Raw genomic sequence first — 18,568 nt, 5'->3', positions numbered from 1 at the left:
CCGCCACGGCCGCCGACACCAGGGCTACCGCACTCCAGCGCGAAGCGCCCAGGCTACCCAGCAGCCACATCTGCAGATTGCGCAGTTGCTCGTCCGTGGACACAAAACTCAGAAAGCCCAGTCCGGCACCGGCCAGCGCATTGATGGCAATGCCGGCCAGCAGCATCAGGCCGATGCGGGTCGTGCCCTGGACCTGACCCAGCACATAGACCACGGCGGTCACGGCCAGACCACCGCCAAAAGCCATGGCCACCAGGGCCCAGCTGCCCAGATGACGCGGCAGCCAGGGCAGATACATGCCGCCCAGCACGATGGTGATGCCGGCGGCCAGGGCCGCGCCGCTGCTCACGCCGATCAGCCCGGGGTCGGCCAGCGGATTGCGAAACAACCCCTGCATCAACGCGCCGGCCAGCCCCAGTCCGGCGCCGGCCGCCACGCCCATGAGCAGGCGCGGCAGGCGGATATTGAGAAAGACCAGATGTTCGGGCCCGGTTTGCACATCGCCACCCCAAAGGCTGCGAATTCCGTCCCAGGCAATGCCGGGCAACTGCGCAGGCGCAATCGCATAGGCACCGCTGGCCGCGCCCCAGACCATGGCCAGCAGCACCAGCGCCAGGCCCAGCAGCAGCGTGGCACCGCGGCTGAGCCGCCCGGCCGGCGTGCGCCAGCGCGATGGAGTCGCGGACGCACCCGGTACCGGCTTGGCACCCATGACACCAGTCAGCCCGCCCATCAGGCCACCCACTGCAGTGCGCGCATATGCAAAGCCTGCACGGCACTGGGCAGGCGCGGGCCAAAGCCCAGCAGGTGGCTGGCCTCCAGCGTCACCAACGCCTTCTTGGCAAAGGCTGGCGTCAGGGCCAGCTCGGGCCGCTTCCAGAAGGCGGCCTCGCCGCCCAGAGCCTCGATACCCTGCGTGGTGTTGATGATGACCTCGGGCGCGGCGCTGGCCATGGCTTCGGCAGTCAGGGGCTTGTAGCCGTCGAACTGGTCGATGGCATTGACGCAGCCCGCGTACTGGATCAGCGCATTGGCTGCCGTGCCCTTGCCCGCCACCTGCGGACTGCCGCTGTGCGAGAGCACAAACAGCACGCGCGGCTTGCGCTGGGCCTTGGCCACCTGGGCCTGCACACTGCTCCACTGCGCTTCGAGCTGGGCCAGCAGTTGGTCGGCCTCGGCCATGCGGCCTGTTTCGCGGCCCACGACCTTGACCTTTTCCTGCACTTCGGCCCAGTTGTGCTTGGCCGCAACCAGCGATACACGCACGCCTGCCTGGCGGATCTGATCGAGCACCACGGGCGGACCGGCCTCGCTGGTTGCGATCACCGCATCGGGCTTGAGCGAGAGCAGACCTTCGGCCGAGAGCTGGCGCACATAGCCGACCTTGGCGGTTTTTTGCGCCGCTTCGGGAAACAGGCTGGTGGTGTCGGTGCCCACCAGCAGGTTCTGGGCATTGAGCAGATAGACCACCTCGGTCAGTGCGCCGCTGAGCGACACCAGTCGCTTGGCTCCGGGTGCGGCAGCTGCAGAGGCGGCCTGCGCCAGCCCCGGCAGGGCCGTGCCCGCCACGGTCGCACCCAGCCACTGCAGACCCTGGCGCCGGGAAATGCGGACCGTGCTCATGCAGCCTCCGCCACTGCCGCCTTGCGCGGCAGGCCGGCCACCAGATCGCGCCAGCCTTGCAGCTCGGGCTGACCGGGCTTGCGCTCGCCGAAGAACATGGCCATGTTGTTGCCTTCGGCATCAAAGGCCTCTACCGAAGTCACCACGCCATCGCTGGTGGGTTTCTGCACCACCCAGACATTGGCGATCAGATCGGTGCGCAGATGCAGGTTGAAGCCCTTGTCCAGCACATTGATCCAGCGCACACCATCCTTGCCGTCCATGGGCTGGATATTGCTCACAGGGCCGGTGTGGATCTGGATACAGCCGCTGCTGCCCACAAACACCATGATGGAGACGCCATCCACCGCCGCATCGCCCAGCAACTGTGCCACCGCGTCGGTGCTCAGGCGCTCGCAGTACTGGGGCACCAGACGGAAGGCCTGCTGGCGCTCGGCACCGAACCTGCGCAGCATCTCGAAGAACTCATGCGTGTCCTTCATATCGGTCCAGGCCTGGGTCAGCGCGGGCACGTCGATCTCGGCGTCGGCCTTGATCGCGGGCTTGGCCGCAGGCTCGCGGAACACATAGCCTGCCGACGGCTCGGCAAAGCGCTCGACCAGCGCATTCCAGGCCGCCATGTCCGTGGCCTCGCGTGCAAACACCTTGTGCACGGCACGACCGGCCGCGTCATAGAACTGCAGGCTGCGCATGGCAGGACGGCCACCATTGGCGGACTCCTCGGTCACGGCAAAGCCGGCATGCCAGTGCATGAAGAACAGGCGCAGATCGATTTCCCGGCTCAGCGCCAGACCGACCGGCCCCTGGGCCGAGAGGTTCTGGTAGATGCCGTCTTTTTCATGCACGGTGGATTCGTTGCGCGTCAGCGCCATCACCGGGCCGCAGGCCTCCAGGGCCTTGAGGATGTCCAGCCATTCGGCGCGCAGCGGCAGCGCCTGCAGCGCGCGTTCATGCTCACCACCATGTGCGGCAATCACCGCGCCTTCACTCAGCTGCAGGGCTTCGGCGGCATCCTTGGCGCGCAGGCCTTGCAGGCGTTTCTGGGCAAATTGCTCACGAATCTGCACTGCGGTCATGGTCTGGATTTCGGGGGATGTGATGGCGTTCATTGCAGGGTCTCCGGGCTGTGATGCCAGTGTGGTTGTGGGTTGGAAAACTCGTCGTCGGAACGGGGAGCCGAAGCCTGGGCTTCGACTTCGGAATCAGGCTCGGACTGGGCCAGCACCTGGGCCACGGTGGCCCAGCGCTGCCCCAGCCGCTGCAGAAAGTGACGCATGTCGTCAGAGCGCTCGCTGCCGTCCAGGCCTTCGGTCATGCGCACCAACTGGTCCGCCACGCGCTGGGCCATGGGTGCACGGTGCACCGCACAGCAGCCCTGGCTGAAACCGGTCATCAACGCCAGCACCGTGGCCAGCTGGGCTTCGCCCTCGGTCAGCAGATATTCCTCATCGCGACTGCCAGAGGCACTCTGGGCATTGGCGGTGTTCTCATAAACAGACATGGCACACTCCCGCAGTTTTTGAGTCAAACAGATCTCAAGCGCTTACCAAACAAGCGCTTTCAGCTACAAAATCAGAAGTCCTGAACCAGGGACACACGCACATAGCGGCCGGCCTGGCTATAGGCGTCGGCAATCTGCGTGGTGTTGGTCAGGCTGCGCACATCGGACCAGCGCCAGTACTTCTTGTCGGTCAGGTTGTAGACGCCCACGTTCAGGCGGGTGCCGGGACGGATGCGCCATTGAGCGCTCAGATCCAGCACCGTGGCGCTGGGGCTGAGCCAGGCATTGGCTGCGGCATCCCCGGCCTTTTTGCCGGCCCAGTGCGAGGCGCTGAACTGCACGCCCACATTCGAGCGGTCGTAGCGCACGCCCAGCACCAGTTGCTGCGGCGAGATGGTGTCCACGGGCAGGTCGGTGCTCTTGTCCGTGCCCTTGGTGTAGCCATAGGCGGCATTGGTGCGCCAGTCGCCACCGGCAAACTTGCCCCAGTCGTAGTCGGCCTTGAGCTCGAAGCCGCTGATATGCACGCGATTCAGATTGACGGACTGGAAGGTGGCCGGATTGTTGCGGTCACCATAGTTGCCGGAAACCAGCACCTGATCCTGGATGAAGTCCTTGTAGCGGCCCGTGAAGACTGCGGCATCAAGTCGCAGCGCATTCATGCGGCCACGCAGGCCCAGCTCAAAGGTATTGCTTTTTTCCGCCTTGAGATCGGGGTTGGGAATGCTGCGATAGAAGGCCAGCGGGTTCTCGAAGAAGGCATTCACCTGGCCTGCATTGGGCGCGCGGAAACCGGCGGCATAGTTGCCGTAGACCGACCAGGCATCGTTCATCTGGAACATGGCGCCCAGCTTGGGGGAGACGGCAGAGTCCGAATTGCTGACCACCGTGCCGCCAAAGCCCTGCTGCTTGGGCTTGATGCTGTAGTGCTCGGCCCGCAATCCGGGCGTCAGGCTGAAAGCACCGTAGTGCAGCTCGGCCTGGGCGAACAGCGCGCTCGAAGTTTCCGTGGTGTCGGGAAAGCGCTTGAGCGGAAAGCTCTCGCCTGCCGGTGGCGTGATGCCGTTCTGCTCGTTGACCACCTTGCCACGCAGATAGTCGACGCCATAGCTGAACTTGCCGCTGAGGCCATTGCTCCAGCGCAGCGTCTTGCCAGCCTGGGCGTGCAGTTGCAGCGCGTCCTCGTCATAGGTCACATCACGCTCGCGATAGGCCAAAGGCGGGGTGCGGGTTTCGGTCACGAACTCACGCGAACTCGTGCTTTGATAGCTGGCCATCAGCTTGAGCTCGTCGGCCAGTGCCGTATCCAACTGCTGCCACTGCCCCTGCCAGGTAGCGCGCCAGCGCTTCATCGAGGTATTCGACTTGGAATCCGTCACCGTGGCGCTGCGTGCCGACAGCAGGTCGTAGTCGGCTCGCTTGTCCACGCCCTCCAGGACGAACACATGTTTTTGCACGGCCGATGGTGTGTAGACCAGCTTGCCCAGCAAAGAATGGCTCTTGTCCGTTTCGGGGTTGGGCGTGGTGCGCAGAGCACCCACGCTGTTGTTACTGCCCATGTTTTCCAGCGCGCTGGAGCGGCCTATGCCGGCCGACAGCAGCCAGCTCCATTCCTGGCTGGCACGGCCCGCCAGCGTCGCCCCCACGCGCTTGCCGTTGTCAGAGCCGTCATAGCTGGCCGAGACGCGACCGCCAATGGTCTTGCCGTCCTTGAGCAGATCGTCGGGCTGCACGGTGATGAAATTGACCAGGCCGCCCATGCCGTCCGAGCCATAGAGCGCAGGCACGGCACCGCGCAGGATTTCCACACGCTGTATCAGACCCAGATCCATGTAGTCACGGCCAAAGGCATTGGCGCTGAAGGTGTAGCTGCGCGGCAGACGCACACCATCGACCAGCATCAGCACGCGGTTGCCTTCGAGGCCACGGATATTGAAGCCGCTGTTCTGGTCACGTCCGGTGGAGCCGCTTGCCAGCGTGAAACGCGCCGGACTGCGCGGCACGGTCACATTGGGCAGCTTGCTGGCCAGCTCGCGGATATCGTTGATCTGCTCCTCTTCCATCTGCTTGGCATCGATGACGTCCACCGTCATGGGCAGGCTGTCGGCGTCCTGCTCGTCGCGCGAGGCACTGATGACCACATCGCGCAGCACGGGCGTGCTGCGGTCGGCGCGGGCTGCCGCGACCTGGACGGAATCGGAAGATTGCTGCTGTGCCTGGGCCGTAATGGCGGCGCAGACCAGTGCGCAGGCCAGCGCCAGCGGACGGAGATTGGAGCTAGGCGCCAGCGAGGCGCGGGCGTGCAAAGCGGTGGCGGAAGCCATACCAGAAACCCTCTTTATTCATAGAAATTGAAAAGAGCTGGCTTCTGATAGGTACGTCAATGGCCACAGGTCGAAACGTCAGAGGCTTCGCGGCCTGTAGCTGGCACGGCATTGGCTGGCTGAATGGCGATCAGTATATGCGAATAATTCTCAACTGCAAATAACTTCGTTACAAAACGGGAATTGCGTCCGGGCGCATGGCTGCGGCTTGCACCTGTGTCTGTTTTCACCGGCCGTCGGTGTCGGCAAACCCGGTGTCATGATCGTCAGAGCCCCTAACGATCCCGGCGTCAACACCCCCCTTTTCACGGCCATTCAAAAGCAAAAAAGGACTGCCTAGGCAGTCCTTTTTTGATAGCCATCATCGCTTTCCCTGCAAGCGATGAAGACCGTTTAGTTGCGAATCAGATGATCAAAGGCCGACAGGGCTGCGGTGGCACCGGCACCGGCGGCAATGACGATCTGCTTGTAAGGCACCGTGGTGCAATCGCCGGCTGCAAACACCCCGGGCAGATTGGTCTGTCCCTTGGCATCCACAATGATTTCGCCGAACTTGCTCAACTCCACCGAGCCCTTGAGCCATTCGGTGTTCGGCACCAGGCCGATCTGCACAAACACGCCTTCCAGCTCCACATGGTGCTCAGTGCCCGTTGCCCTGTCCTTGTAGCTCAGGCCGTTGACCTTGCCGTTGGCACCGGTGATCTCGGTGGTCTGGGCATTGGTGATCACCGTCACATTGGGCAGGCTGTGCAGCTTCTTGACCAGCACGGCATCGGCCTTGAGCTGATCGGCGAACTCCACCACCGTCACATGGGCCACCAGACCCGCCAGGTCAATCGCAGCTTCGATGCCGGAGTTGCCACCGCCGATCACCGACACGCGCTTGCCCTTGAACAGCGGACCGTCGCAGTGCGGGCAGTAGGCCACGCCCTTGTTCTTGTACTCGGCTTCTCCGGGCACATTCACATTGCGCCAGCGCGCACCGGTGGACAGAATCACGGTCTTGGCCTTGAGCGAGCCGCCATTGGCCAGTTGCACTTCCACCAGACCGCCGGGCTGCGCTGCGGGAATCAGCTTCTCGGCGCGCTGCAGGTTCATGATGTCCACGTCATAGGCACGGGTGTGGGCTTCCAGGGCCGCAGCGAACTTGGGGCCGTCGGTCTCCAGCACGGAGATGTAGTTCTCAATCGCCAGCGTGTCGTTGACCTGACCGCCGAAGCGCTCGGCCGCCACGCCGGTACGAATGCCCTTGCGAGCCGCGTACACGGCGGCTGCCGCGCCGGCAGGGCCGCCGCCGATGATCAGCACGTCAAAGGCTTCCTTGGCCGACAGCTTGGCGGCGTCACGCGAGGCGGCACCGGTGTCCAGCTTGGCCACGATTTCCTCGATGCTCATGCGGCCGGAGCCGAACACGCTGCCGTTCATGAACACCATGGGCACGGCCATGATTTCGCGCTCGGTCACTTCCTTCTGGAAGGCGCCGCCCTCGATCACCGTGGTCTTGACCTTGGGGTTGAGAATCGCCATCAGCGACAGTGCCTGAACCACATCGGGGCAGTTGTGGCAGCTCAGGCTCATGTAGACCTCGAAGTTGAAGTCGCCATCGAGCGCCTTGATCTGGTCGATCACGTCCTGCTCCACCTTGGGAGGGTGGCCGCCCGTCCACAGCAGGGCCAGCACCAGCGAGGTGAATTCATGGCCCAGAGGCAGACCAGCAAAGCGCAGCTGGGTAGCCGTGCCCTGACGCTGCAGCGTGAACGACGGCTTGCGGGCGTCGCTGCCGTCGGTGCGCAGGGAAATCTTGTCGCTGCGCAGGGACTGGATGGTTTTCAGCAGATCGTGCATCTGTGCACTGGTCTCGCTGTCATCCAGAGAAGCCACCAGCTCAAACGGCTGCTGCACGCGTTCCAGGTAGGCGGCGAGTTGGGCTTTGAGTTGATCGTCAAGCATGGTGGATTCCTTTGAATTTAGAGTTGTTGATGCAATGCAGCAAAGTGCTTTTGAGGCCTTTGCCCGCCCATGAAAGCAAAAACTGGGCGAAAAAAAGCCGGACGGACGGGCAGAACGCGCCTGAACGTCGTCCGGCTTTCAGAGCGCTTGCACGCTCAGCCGATAGGTATCAGGCTTAGATCTTGCCGACCAGATCCAGCGAAGGAGTGATCGTGCTGGCGCCTTCCTTCCACTTGGCGGGGCACACCTGGCCGGGGTTGGCGGCGGTGAACTGGGCTGCCTTCAGCTTGCGCAGGGTTTCGGACACGTCACGAGCGATTTCGTTGGAATGCACTTCCATGGTCTTGATCACGCCTTCGGGGTTGATCACGAAGGTACCGCGCAGAGCCAGGCCTTCTTCGGGGATGTGCACGCCGAAAGCATTGGTCAGCTGGTGTGTGGGGTCGCCAACCAGGGGGAACTTGGCCTTGCCCACAGCGTCGGAAGTTTCGTGCCACACCTTGTGCGAGAAGTGGGTGTCGGTGGTCACGATGTAGACCTCGGCACCGGCCTTCTGGAACTCGGCGTAGTTGTTGGCAGCGTCTTCGATTTCGGTGGGGCAGTTGAAGGTGAAGGCGGCGGGCATGAAGATCACCACAGACCACTTGCCCTTCAGGCTCTCTTCAGTCACGGTGATGAATTCACCCTTGCCGTTGCGGTTCACATAGGCTTCGGTCTTGAAAGGTTGAACTTGAGTGTTGATCAGAGACATTTGCTGTTTCCTTGTGGTTAGTGTTTGAAGACAGGATGAAGTTTAGAGCGACCCGCTTAATAAAACCAATCGATTGATTCCATCAAATTGATTTGCAAAAGCTATCAAACCAGATTCCCGGCTTCTGAAGTCAAGCTGCACTGCTGTGCAGCCCAGCTTTCTATTGTGGGCTGAAACCAGGTGGTTCAAGCCAATAGTCCTTCAATCACGCTCATAGCTTTTGTTGTCATCACTGCGTCAAAGCCGGGCAGCGCCTCCCCAAAACTAAACGAGAACGCGCATCAGATGCAGCCAATTCGCGCGGACATGGGCTTTGTTTGATTTGCCTCATAAAGCATGGACAATCGACGCGAACAACAACTGCCCGAGAAGGAGTCCCCCATGAAAGGTGATGCACAAGTCATTTCCTGGCTGCAAGCCCAGCTCAAGAACGAACTGACCGCCATCAACCAGTACTTTCTGCATTACCGCATGTACAAGCACTGGGGCTTCGACAAGCTGGCCAAGAAGGAATACGAGGAATCCATCGGCGAGATGAAGCATGCCGACTGGCTGATGGACCGTATCTTCATGCTCGACGGCCTGCCCAATCTGCAGGATCTGGGCAAGCTGCAGATCGGCGAGGACGTGCCGGAAGCCCTGGCCTGCGACCTGCGCCTGGAGCAAGCCGCGCAGCAAACCATCAAGGACGGCATCGCGCATTGTGAATCCGTGCGCGACTATGTTTCGCGCGATCTGCTGCAGAAGATCCTGGACGACACCGAAGAGCACATCGATTTCCTCGAAACCCAGCTCGACCTGATCGACAAGGTCGGCACGCAGAACTATCTGCAGTCGCTGATGGGCGAGATCGAGTAAGTTCGGCTTCGCGTCGATAAACAAAAGCGGCCTCAGGGCCGCTTTTGTTTTGAGCGCCGTCTGTATCAGGTCGGCATCAGGAAGTCCCGGCTGATGCCCGAGCCCAGATCGTTGACACGGTCGAGGAACTGCGTCAGATAGGCGTGCAGACCGGTGGTCAGGATCTCGTCGATGCGGCCGTACTGCAGATCGGCCAGCAGGCGCCCGGCCTTGCGCGTGGTTTCCTGCGAATGGTCGTTGGCCACCCGCTCCAGGTTCTTGACCACCTCATGCATGCTGGCCAGCAGCGAGCGCGGCATGTCGGCGCGCAGCATCAGCAGCTCTGCCACGCGTTCGGGCGTGATCACATCGCGGTAGACCTTGCGGTAGACCTCGAAGGCCGAGACGCTGCGCAGCAGCGCGCTCCAGTGATAGAAGTCGAAGTTCATCAGGGCGCGACCGCGCGGCATCCCATGGTAGTCGCGCTCTATGGAATGGAACTTCACATCCAGCAAGCGCGCCGTGTTGTCGGCCCGCTCGACAAAAGTGCCCAGGCGCACAAAGTGCAGCGCCTCGTCCTTGAGCATGGTGCCCAGCGACACACCGCGCCACAGGTGCGAGCGGTATTTGACCCATTCGAAGAACTGTGCCGGATCCTTCTTCCAGGCATCCTTGCCGAAGTGGCGCTGCAGTGCCAGCCAGGTCTGATTCTGCGTTTCCCAGGACTCCGTGGTCAGCGCGCCGCGCACGGCACGTGCGTTCTCGCGCGCAGCCTTCAGACAGGCAAAGATGGAGGACGGATTGGCCTCGTCCGAAACCATGAACTGCAGCACCGACTCGCGGTCCACCACCGGAAACTGCGCCTTGAAGGCCGGGATCAGCTCGCTGATGGACAACACGCTCTGCCAGCCACGGTGCGCATCATGGATGGCCTGCGGCAGCATGGCGGTTTCATAGGCCACGCTGAGCATGCGCGCGGTGTTCTCTGCCCGCTCGGTGTAGCGGGACATCCAGTAAAGATGATCGGCGGTACGGCTCAGCATAGGCCCTCCTTGGGCAGAGAACCCCGCACGCGCCGGACGCGCGCGCCGTATTCTGTTGAAAAAATGCTTGCAGCCTTTTTTTCTGCCCGCTCGGTGCAGCGGGACGTCCAGTAAAGATGATCGACGGTACGTGACAGCATCAATGGCCTCCCTCTTGATCTTCCAGCACCCAGGTGTCCTTGGTTCCCCCGCCCTGGGATGAATTCACCACCAGCGATCCCTGCTTGAGCGCCACGCGCGTCAGTCCACCGGCCACCATATTGACTTCGGTGCCCGTGAGCACGAAGGGCCGCAGGTCGATGTGACGCGGAGCTATGCCTTTTTCCACCATGGTCGGGCAGGTCGACAGGGAGAGCGTGGGCTGCGCGATATAGCCGGAGGGGTTGCCGACCAGCATCCGGCGGAAGGCTTCGATCTCGGCCGTGGTGGCTGCCGGGCCGATCAGCATGCCGTAGCCGCCGGCGCCATGCACCTCCTTGACCACCAGCTCATGCAGATGGTCGAGCACGTATTTGAGGTCGTCCTCCTTGCGGCACAGCCAGGTCGGGACGTTCTGCAAAATGGGCTCCTCTCCCAGATAGAAGCGGATCATCTCCGGCACATAGGGGTACACCGATTTGTCATCGGCCAGGCCCGTGCCCACGGCATTGCAGATATTGACGTTGCCTGCGCGGTAGGCGCGCATCAGGCCCTTGCAGCCCAGCGTCGATGTGGGCCTGAAGACTTCCGGGTCGAGAAAATCGTCGTCCACGCGGCGGTAGATCACGTCCACACGCTGCAGACCCTGGGTGGTGCGCATATAGACCACGTCTTTTTCGACCACCAGATCCTGCCCTTCGACCAGCTCCACCCCCATCTGCTGGGCCAGGAAGGCATGCTCGAAATAGGCGCTGTTGTACATCCCAGGCGTCAGCACCACCACCGTCGGCTCCAGCACGCCCGAAGGCGCACTGGCTCGCAGGGTGTCGAGCAGCATGTCGGGGTAGTGGGCCACGGGCGCCACGGCATGCTTGCCGAACAGCTCGGGGAACAGGCGCATGGTCATGCGGCGGTTCTCCAGCATGTAGGAAACGCCAGATGGCACGCGCAGATTGTCTTCGAGCACGTAGTAGATGCCGTTGCCCTGCTCATCGGGGGCGCGCACGATGTCGATGCCGGCAATATTGGCATAGACATCGTTGGGCACCTGTATGCCTTCCATCTCGGGCCGGTACTGGCTGTTGCCGCGCACCAGTTCCGTCGGAATCAGGCCGGCGCGCACCATGTCCTGGCCGTGGTAGGCATCGCGGATGAAGCAGTTGAGCGCCTTCACGCGCTGGGCCAGACCGGCCTGCATGCTGGTCCACTCATGGGCCGGAATGATGCGCGGGATCAGATCGAACGGAATCAAACGCTCCGTACCGGCACCACTCTCGTCCTTGTCGCCATAGACGGCAAAGGTGATGCCCACGCGGCGAAACACGATTTCCGCCTCGGCACTGCGGGCACGCAGATAGTCCTGCGATTGCTTGCCCAGCCACTGCGCATAGTCCCGATAGTGGTCTCGCACCGCTGCACCTTCGGCGGGCGAGTTCAGATACATCTCATCGAATGTGCGCATCCTGTCCTCCCTATTTCTGCCGCGACTCACGCATGCAAGCCGCGGGTTTCAGTTTAGCGACGCGGCGCCAGGCAAGCAGCCTGACAACGCGCGAGCAACCTTGCATGTCTGCCTTCCGCCTGAAAGGCGGTACAGCATCAATGCAAGCCCCATGCCAGTTTCTCAGGGCGGACCCTTGGAGACGGCATGAACATCCCAATAATGCGCCCGAATCAGGCGCTCGCATTCCAATTTTTCCGGCAGGGCTGAGCTCCAGTAGGCAGCGCCGCAGCGATCCTGTGCCACCAGTTGGCTGCCCACCGCCCGATAGCGCTGCACCACGACTGTCACCGGATGTCCGAAGCGATTCAGATAGCCCACCTGCGCCACTGCCCAGCGCGGGCGCAGCGTGCCGACCCAGGGCTCGGTCGATGAAGTCTTGCTGCCATGGTGCGGCACCAGCAGCCAGTCCACGGGCTCGCCCAGGCTGGTTTGCAGCAGTTGCCGCTCCTGCGCAGCCTCGATGTCGCCGGCCAGCAGGGCCACCCGGCCACTGGCCGAGCGCAGGCGCAGCACGCAGCTGCCGAAATTGGGCTTGGCCTTGCGGCCATCGAGCCAGGCATCTCCTGCTGGCGGGTGCAGCACTTCGAACGTCACGCCATCCCATTGCCAGTGCTGCCCCTGGGTGCAGCGCTGCACCGGAGCCAGGCCTGCCAGTTGCGGGTCCTGAATCACCGAGTCCGAACCCCAGACTCTGGCAGTTGGCTGAGCCGCCTTCACGGCCAGGGCTCCGCCGGTGTGATCCTTGTCGCTGTGGCTGAGCATCATGGCATCCAGCTGCATGCCCTGCGCGGCCAGCAAGGGCAAAAGCACACGCTCGCCGGCATCGCTGTGGCGGCCATACTGCGGCCCTGCGTCATAGAGCAGACGATGGCTGGCGGTACTGACGATGACGGCATTTCCCTGGCCGATATCTACCGCCAGCAGCTCGAACTCGCCGACACGCGGCCGTGCCTGAGGCCAGAACAAGGCAGGCAGCGCGAACAGCGCGGCCACCAGCCGCAGCCGCCCCGGCAAAGGCGCGATCACCAGCAGTCCGGCAGCTATCGCCAGCACACTGGCCCACCAGGCGGGCTGCGGCAGAACCCACACCGCCCCGGGCAGCTGGGCCAGCCACTGCAACAGCTGCATCAAGGGCAGCATGGCGACAGCGGCAGCGCTTGCCGCCATCGGCAGCACGGCAGCCAGCAAGGCCAGCGGCGTGACCACCAGGGTCACCCAGGGAATGGCCAGCAGATTGGCCAGCAGGCCCACGACGGACACCTGACCGAACAGCAGCAGCCCCAGTGGTGCCAGGGCCAGGGAGATCAGCCATTGCTCACGCCACAGGGCATGCAGCTTTGCCACCCATCGGCCCGCAGCGCTTTTGCCCTTCGCGCCGACAGCGCCCGAGCCCGAAGCCAGCAATACGCCGACCGCGACAAAACTGAGCCAGAACCCGGCCTGCCACAGCGCCCACGGGTCGGCCACGACAATCACTGCCAGCGCCAGCAGCCAGACACAGGCCCAGGGCCAGCGCACGCCCTGCCACTGCAGCAGCGCCACCACGGCCAGCATGCAGATCGTGCGCTGAGCGGGCAGGCCCCAGCCGCTGAACAAGGCATAGGCGGCCGCCAGCACCACGCCCACGGCCAGGGCCGCGCGCGGAGCCGGTACCCAGCGGCATGCGCTGGCACTGAGCCTCCACAAGCGGCCCACCAGCAAGGCGGCCAGCCAGGCAAACATGGTTATGTGCAGGCCCGAGATGCTCATCAGATGCGCCACGCCCGTCTGGCGAAACAGCGTCCAGTCCTTGCGCTCGATCGCCTGCTGATCGCCCACGGCCAGCGCAGCCACCACGCCCAGTGCGGCCTGGGCACGCACCGCATCGCCGCCGGGCAGCCAGCGCTGCAGTCGCCCCATCTCGTCCTGGATGCGATCGCGCAGCCACTGCCGCCAGCGCTGCAAGGGATGCCGGGTCGTCACGGCCAGTAGCTCGGGCGCGGGCCGGTCGCGCACATAGCCCGTGGCCTGCACGCCCTGCTCCCAGGCCAGCAGTTCATAGTCAAAGCCATGCGGATTGCGCGAGCCGTGCGGGCGCTTGATGCGCACCGTCAGGCGCCAGCGCTGACCGGGGCTCAGCGCCACGCCCTGGGCCCAGGCAGGAACCAGAGGCTGGCCGGCATCCGCCAGTTGCCCGAACGGGCCGTACCAGGACAGCTCCAGCACTTGCGGCACGCCGGCATCCGCGCGCTCCACCACAAAGCGCCAGCGCTGGCCGTTGGCCTGGTTCTGCAGCATCGAGGCAATACGGCCCTCCACCTGCAAATCCACAGCCTCCAGCGCCGGGGGCAGGGTCTGCTGCAGATAGGCATGGGCGCGCCAGCCCGTCAGCCCCGCCACACCGCAGGCCGCGCCCGCCAGCAGCAGCCACCAACCCAGCCTCGGCCGGCCGCGCCATCTGCAAGCCAGCAGCAGCATCAGCAACCCCAAGGCCAGCAGGAGCTGGTAGAGCGCCAGATGCCAGAGTCCGGCCTGAGTCACCTGCCAGGCAGCGCCCAGCACGCAGCCCCACAGCGGCGCCAGCCAGGACAGGCGGCGACGCAAAGAGGCGGAAGTCTGCTGGAGCGGCATGCTGCCATGCTAGGAGCGAGGGCCTGCCACCAGCATTGCGACTATCCCTGCCCTGCTTGCGGGCCCAAAACCGCAGCGGATGCCGACTCTCGTTGCGCGAGCAGCTATCAATTCAAACGCCATGGCAGCCGTGCCAGGACAATGACGGCCCGGTCGCGCTGCTGTGTCAAACTTGTCCCCCTTTAGCCCCCGCACTTTTTGGAGCCCGTCATGAGCGTCTACGAAAAACTCAAAGCACTGAACATCACCCTGCCCGAAGTGGCAATGCCTGCGGCCGCCTACCTGCCCTATATGCAGACCGGCAATCTGGTGTTCCTCAGCGGCCATATAGCCAAGCAGAACGGCCAGCCCTGGGTTGGCAAGCTGGGCGAGAACATGACGACCGAAGAAGGCAAGCAGGCGGCCCGCGCCGTGGCCGTGGATCTGATGGGCACGCTGCAGCATGCCTGCGGCGGCGATCTGAATCGCGTCAAGCGCATCGTCAAGGTCATGAGCCTGGTCAACTCCAGCACCAGCTACACCGAGCAGCATCTGGTCACCAATGGCTGCAGCGAACTGCTGGGCGAAGTCTTCGGCGAAGCCGGCAAGCACGCCCGCAGCGCCTTCGGCGTGGCCCAGATTCCCCTGGGCTGCTGCGTGGAAATCGAGCTGATGGCCGAGCTGGGCTAAGACTCCTGCTCACTCACATAAAGTGAGCTAATACCGCTTGTCATTCATAGATTTCAGATACAAAAAAGTCTGAATTGATTGACTGGTAAGCGTAAGCAGCTCACTTTATCTTTGCAGTGCGATGCTTGCCGCAAGCATCTCGATCACTCACGAAAGAGCCCCATGCCCAGCACGCAGGCACCTCCACTGGTTCTCAGCATTCAATCCCATGTCGCCTACGGCCATGTGGGCAACGACGCCGCCATGCTGCCGCTGCAGCTGCTGGGCATAGAACCCGTGGCCGTGCATACGGTGCAGTTCTCCAACCATACCGGCTATGGCGAGTTCAAGGGCCAGGTCTTCACGCCCGCCCATGTACAGGATGTGCTGGACGGCCTGCGCGCCCGCGGCGTGCTGGCGCGCTGCACGGCCGTGCTCTCGGGCTATCTGGGCGATGCCGGCGTGGGCGAAGCCATTCTGGCCGCCGTGCAGGAAGTGCGCGCCGCCCAGCCCGGGGCCCACTACCTATGCGACCCGGTCATGGGCGATGTGGGGCGCGGCGTGTTCGTGCGTCCCGGCATCCCGGACTTTCTGCGCAAGCGCGCACTGTCCCAGGCCAGCGTCATCACGCCCAACCACTACGAGTTCGAGCTGCTGTGCGGCGGCCAGCCCCTGAGCAGCGTGGAGGCGGCCACCCAGGCGGCCCGCTCCATGCTCACGCAGCTGCATCACAGCCCGTCGGCCCTGATCGTCATCACCAGCCTGCGCACCGACGATCTGCCATCCGACCAGCTGGCCACACTGGCCGTGACGGCCGACAAGTCCTGGCTGGTACAGACGCCCTATATCGACCTGCACCCCCTGCCCAACGGCATGGGCGATGTGTTCTCGGCCGTGCTGCTGGGCCATCTGATTCAAGGGCGCGCCGTGCCCGATGCCGTGTCCAGGGCCGTGAGCACCCTGTATGCACTGGTCTCCCGCACCGAGTCGGGGCAGCGCGACCTGCCCCTGGTCGCCAGCCGCGAGCAGATCAATCAGCCCTCCCAGATGTTCGAAGCCAGACTGATGACGGCATAAACCGCATCAGGCAACGCACCAGATTGGTCCCTTGTCATCGAACTCGCACTGACGAGGTGCATACGAGGTGCATGGCAGCATCCGTTGCCTCAAAGAAAAAGCCGTGCAATGCACGGCTTTTGGACTGGCGCTCTGAATCTTACTCCACGCGCGTCACCGCCTGCGGCTTGAAGCCCAGGTCTGCGGCCTTGCCCTTGCGACCGCGGTTGCCGCGGGCATTGTTGAGGCTGCGGATCTCCAGCGTCTCGGTACGTGCCTTGCCGCCGCGCCCCACGCCATCCAGGCGAATGCTGCGCGTATAGGCGGCAGCGCCGGCCAGCTGGTCCTTGTCTTCCAGGCTGATCAGCATCAGGCCGCGCCCGCCCTTGGGCATGGCCTTGAGCTCGGCGATCTCGAAGGTCAGAATGCGACCGCCCACCGAGGCGCAGATCACATGGCTGGCGGGGTTGAGCAAACCGGCCCCCTGATCGCCGCCTTCCACATACTCGGCACGCGCATTCATGGGCACGCCATGCACCACCGAAGGCGCGCACAGGGTCTCGCCCTCGCCCAGCGTGACAAAGGCCTTGCCGGCCTTCTGGCGCGAGACCATATCGCCCACATTCGCCGTGAAGCCATAGGCGCCCGAGCCCGAGAGCAGCAGCTGTGTGCTTTCGCTGCCGGCAAAGTAGTACAGCAGCTGGGTACCGGCTTCGAGTTCGATCATCGTCGTCACGGGCTGGCCGTCGCCGCGTCCGCCCGGCAGGGCCGATACCGGCACCGAGTAGACCCGGCCGTTGCTGCCAAAGGCCAGCAACTGATCGACGGTGCGGCACTCGAACGTGCCGTAGAGGCTGTCGCCGGCCTTGAAGCTCAGCGTGGCAGCGTCCACACCATGGCCTTGACGCGTGCGCACCCAGCCCTTTTCGGAAATGATCACGGTCGTGGGTTCATCCACCACCTTGACCTCGGCCACCACCTTTTTCTCCTCGTGGATCAGCGTGCGACGGGCATCGCCGAAGGTCTTGGCATCGGCCTCGATTTCCTTGCAGATCAGGCGGCGCATGGTCGCCTCGCTGCCCAGGATGTCCTCAAGCTTGCCCTGCTCGCTGCGCAGCTCCTTGAGCTCCTGCTCGATCTTGATGGCCTCCAGGCGCGCCAATTGGCGCAGACGGATTTCAAGAATGTCCTCGGCCTGACGCTCGGAGAGATTGAAGGCGTCGATCAGGGCCTGCTTGGGTTCATCGCTGGCGCGGATGATGGCAATGACCTTGTCGATATTGAGCAGCACAGCCTGGCGGCCTTCGAGGATGTGGATGCGATCGAGCACCTTCTCCAGCCGATGCCGGCTGCGTCGCGTCACGGTCTGGAAGCGGAAGGCAATCCACTCCTCCAGCATCTGGCGCAGCGATTTCTGCACCGGGCGGCCATCGAGGCCGATGCTGGTCAGGTTGATCGAGCTCGAAGACTCCAGGCTGGTGTGGGCCAGCAGCGCCGTGATCAGCTCCGACTGAGGGATCTTGCCGGTCTTGGGTTCGAACACGATGCGCACCGGCGCATCCTTGCTCGACTCGTCGCGCACGCAGTCCAGCACGGCCAGCATGCTGGCCTTGAGCTGGGTCTGCTCCTGGCTCAGCGCCTTCTTGCCGGTCTTGACCTTGGGATTGGTGATGTCCTCGATCTCTTCGAGCACCTTCTGGGCCGACACGCCGGGCGGCAGCTCGGTCACCACCAACTGCCACTGGCCGCGTGCCAGCTCTTCGATCTTCCAGCGCGCGCGCACCTTGAGACTGCCGCGACCCGTACGGTAGGCATCGGCGATATCGCTGCTGGACGAAATGATCTGGCCGCCACCCGGATAGTCGGGGCCGGGAATCAGCGCCAGCAGTTCCTCCTCGGGCAGCTGCGGCTTCTTGATCAGGGCCACGCAGGCCGCTGCCACTTCGGGCAGATTGTGGCTGGGGATTTCCGTTGCCAGACCCACGGCAATGCCGCTGGCTCCATTGAGCAGCGAGAACGGCAGACGGGCCGGAAGTTGCTTGGGCTCCTGGGTGCTGCCGTCGTAATTGGGCACGAAGTCCACCGTGCCCATATCGATTTCGTCGAGCAGCAGGCCGGTGATCTTGGACAGGCGCGCCTCGGTATAGCGCATGGCCGCAGCGCCGTCGCCGTCGCGGCTGCCGAAGTTACCCTGGCCGTCGACCAGCGGGTAGCGCTGGTTGAAGTCCTGCGCCATGCGCACCAGTGCGTCGTAGGCCGACTGGTCGCCGTGCGGGTGAAAGCGGCCCAGCACGTCGCCGACGACACGGGCGCTCTTGACCGGCTTGGCCGCCGTATTGCCGTTCGGGCCGCTGTAGCTCAGGCCCATGCGCTCCATGGCATAGAGAATGCGGCGCTGCACGGGCTTGAGGCCATCGCTGACATCCGGCAGGGCACGGCCCTTGACCACCGATAAAGCGTATTCGAGATAGGCGCGCTGTGCGTATTGACCCAGGTCCAGTGCATCGCCAGCGGCTTGTTGAGACAAATCCAGTGTGGTTTGATCGCTCATGAATTCTTTGTGATTTTCCAAATTGCGCCGAT

The 18,568-nt window shown here is 63.6% G+C and carries 15 protein-coding genes; 3 read left to right on the top strand and 12 right to left on the bottom strand.

Annotated features, from left to right (window positions below; genetic code table 11):
• The 7 genes from ACLBXN_RS03665 to ahpC form a co-directional block, all read right to left on the bottom strand.
• A partial coding sequence (locus ACLBXN_RS03665) for a FecCD family ABC transporter permease (protein WP_447611165.1) occupies positions 1 to 733 on the bottom strand: 733 nt, incomplete at its 3' end.
• On the bottom strand, positions 733 to 1,623 hold the full coding sequence (locus tag ACLBXN_RS03660) for a heme/hemin ABC transporter substrate-binding protein (RefSeq protein WP_447611164.1): 891 nt from the start codon (positions 1,621 to 1,623) through the stop codon (positions 733 to 735). The genes ACLBXN_RS03665 and ACLBXN_RS03660, both read right to left, overlap by 1 nt.
• Positions 1,620 to 2,732, bottom strand: a complete 1,113-nt coding sequence (locus ACLBXN_RS03655) for a hemin-degrading factor (RefSeq protein WP_343676487.1) — start codon at positions 2,730 to 2,732, stop codon at positions 1,620 to 1,622. The genes ACLBXN_RS03660 and ACLBXN_RS03655 overlap by 4 nt, the downstream gene beginning before the upstream one ends.
• Positions 2,729 to 3,124 carry a hypothetical protein gene (locus tag ACLBXN_RS03650; protein ID WP_211457451.1) on the bottom strand — a complete coding sequence of 132 codons (396 nt, stop codon included), beginning with the start codon at positions 3,122 to 3,124 and terminating at the stop codon, positions 2,729 to 2,731. Before ACLBXN_RS03650 ends, ACLBXN_RS03655 begins: the two co-directional genes overlap by 4 nt.
• 71 nt (positions 3,125 to 3,195) lie before the next feature.
• On the bottom strand, positions 3,196 to 5,448 hold the full coding sequence (locus tag ACLBXN_RS03645; RefSeq protein WP_447611163.1) for a TonB-dependent hemoglobin/transferrin/lactoferrin family receptor: 2,253 nt from the start codon (positions 5,446 to 5,448) through the stop codon (positions 3,196 to 3,198).
• A gap of 393 nt (positions 5,449 to 5,841) precedes the next feature.
• A complete protein-coding gene (gene ahpF / locus ACLBXN_RS03640) occupies positions 5,842 to 7,398 on the bottom strand; it encodes an alkyl hydroperoxide reductase subunit F (protein WP_407715387.1) in 1,557 nt (518 codons plus the stop codon).
• A gap of 175 nt (positions 7,399 to 7,573) precedes the next feature.
• Positions 7,574 to 8,149 (bottom strand): alkyl hydroperoxide reductase subunit C, encoded by a 576-nt coding sequence (gene ahpC, locus ACLBXN_RS03635; protein WP_003057651.1) that lies wholly within the window; start codon positions 8,147 to 8,149, stop codon positions 7,574 to 7,576.
• Positions 8,150 to 8,530: 381 nt separating this feature from the next.
• On the opposite strand from ahpC, the gene bfr reads away from it, so the two are divergent.
• Positions 8,531 to 9,007, top strand: coding sequence for a bacterioferritin (bfr, locus tag ACLBXN_RS03630; protein WP_167005391.1), 477 nt, complete (start codon positions 8,531 to 8,533; stop codon positions 9,005 to 9,007).
• Between the two features lie 65 nt (positions 9,008 to 9,072).
• Here bfr and ACLBXN_RS03625 read toward each other — a convergent pair whose 3' ends face one another.
• From ACLBXN_RS03625 to ACLBXN_RS03610, 4 genes are all read right to left on the bottom strand, one after another.
• Positions 9,073 to 10,029, bottom strand: coding sequence for an alpha-E domain-containing protein (locus ACLBXN_RS03625; RefSeq protein WP_003057653.1), 957 nt, complete (start codon positions 10,027 to 10,029; stop codon positions 9,073 to 9,075).
• On the bottom strand, positions 10,023 to 10,169 hold the full coding sequence (locus ACLBXN_RS03620; protein ID WP_447611162.1) for an alpha-E domain-containing protein: 147 nt from the start codon (positions 10,167 to 10,169) through the stop codon (positions 10,023 to 10,025). The genes ACLBXN_RS03625 and ACLBXN_RS03620 overlap by 7 nt, the downstream gene beginning before the upstream one ends.
• Positions 10,169 to 11,629, bottom strand: coding sequence for a circularly permuted type 2 ATP-grasp protein (locus ACLBXN_RS03615; protein WP_447611161.1), 1,461 nt, complete (start codon positions 11,627 to 11,629; stop codon positions 10,169 to 10,171). The genes ACLBXN_RS03620 and ACLBXN_RS03615 overlap by 1 nt, the downstream gene beginning before the upstream one ends.
• Positions 11,630 to 11,791: 162 nt before the next feature.
• Positions 11,792 to 14,281, bottom strand: a complete 2,490-nt coding sequence (locus ACLBXN_RS03610; protein WP_447611160.1) for a DNA internalization-related competence protein ComEC/Rec2 — start codon at positions 14,279 to 14,281, stop codon at positions 11,792 to 11,794.
• A gap of 210 nt (positions 14,282 to 14,491) precedes the next feature.
• Between ACLBXN_RS03610 and ACLBXN_RS03605 the strand changes: the two genes are divergently transcribed.
• Together ACLBXN_RS03605 and pdxY are read left to right on the top strand one after the other, a co-directional pair.
• Positions 14,492 to 14,950, top strand: coding sequence for a RidA family protein (locus tag ACLBXN_RS03605; protein WP_003064600.1), 459 nt, complete (start codon positions 14,492 to 14,494; stop codon positions 14,948 to 14,950).
• A gap of 162 nt (positions 14,951 to 15,112) precedes the next feature.
• Positions 15,113 to 16,006, top strand: coding sequence for a pyridoxal kinase PdxY (gene pdxY, locus ACLBXN_RS03600; protein ID WP_447611159.1), 894 nt, complete (start codon positions 15,113 to 15,115; stop codon positions 16,004 to 16,006).
• A 139-nt stretch (positions 16,007 to 16,145) separates the two neighbouring features.
• On the opposite strand, the gene parC is transcribed toward pdxY, so the two are convergent.
• Positions 16,146 to 18,536, bottom strand: a complete 2,391-nt coding sequence (gene parC, locus ACLBXN_RS03595; protein ID WP_343676476.1) for a DNA topoisomerase IV subunit A — start codon at positions 18,534 to 18,536, stop codon at positions 16,146 to 16,148.
• Between the last annotated feature and the right edge of the window lie 32 nt (positions 18,537 to 18,568).

It is taken from the genome of Comamonas sp. C24C (assembly GCF_053345995.1).
This window is presented reverse-complemented; position numbering and strand designations above follow the sequence as displayed.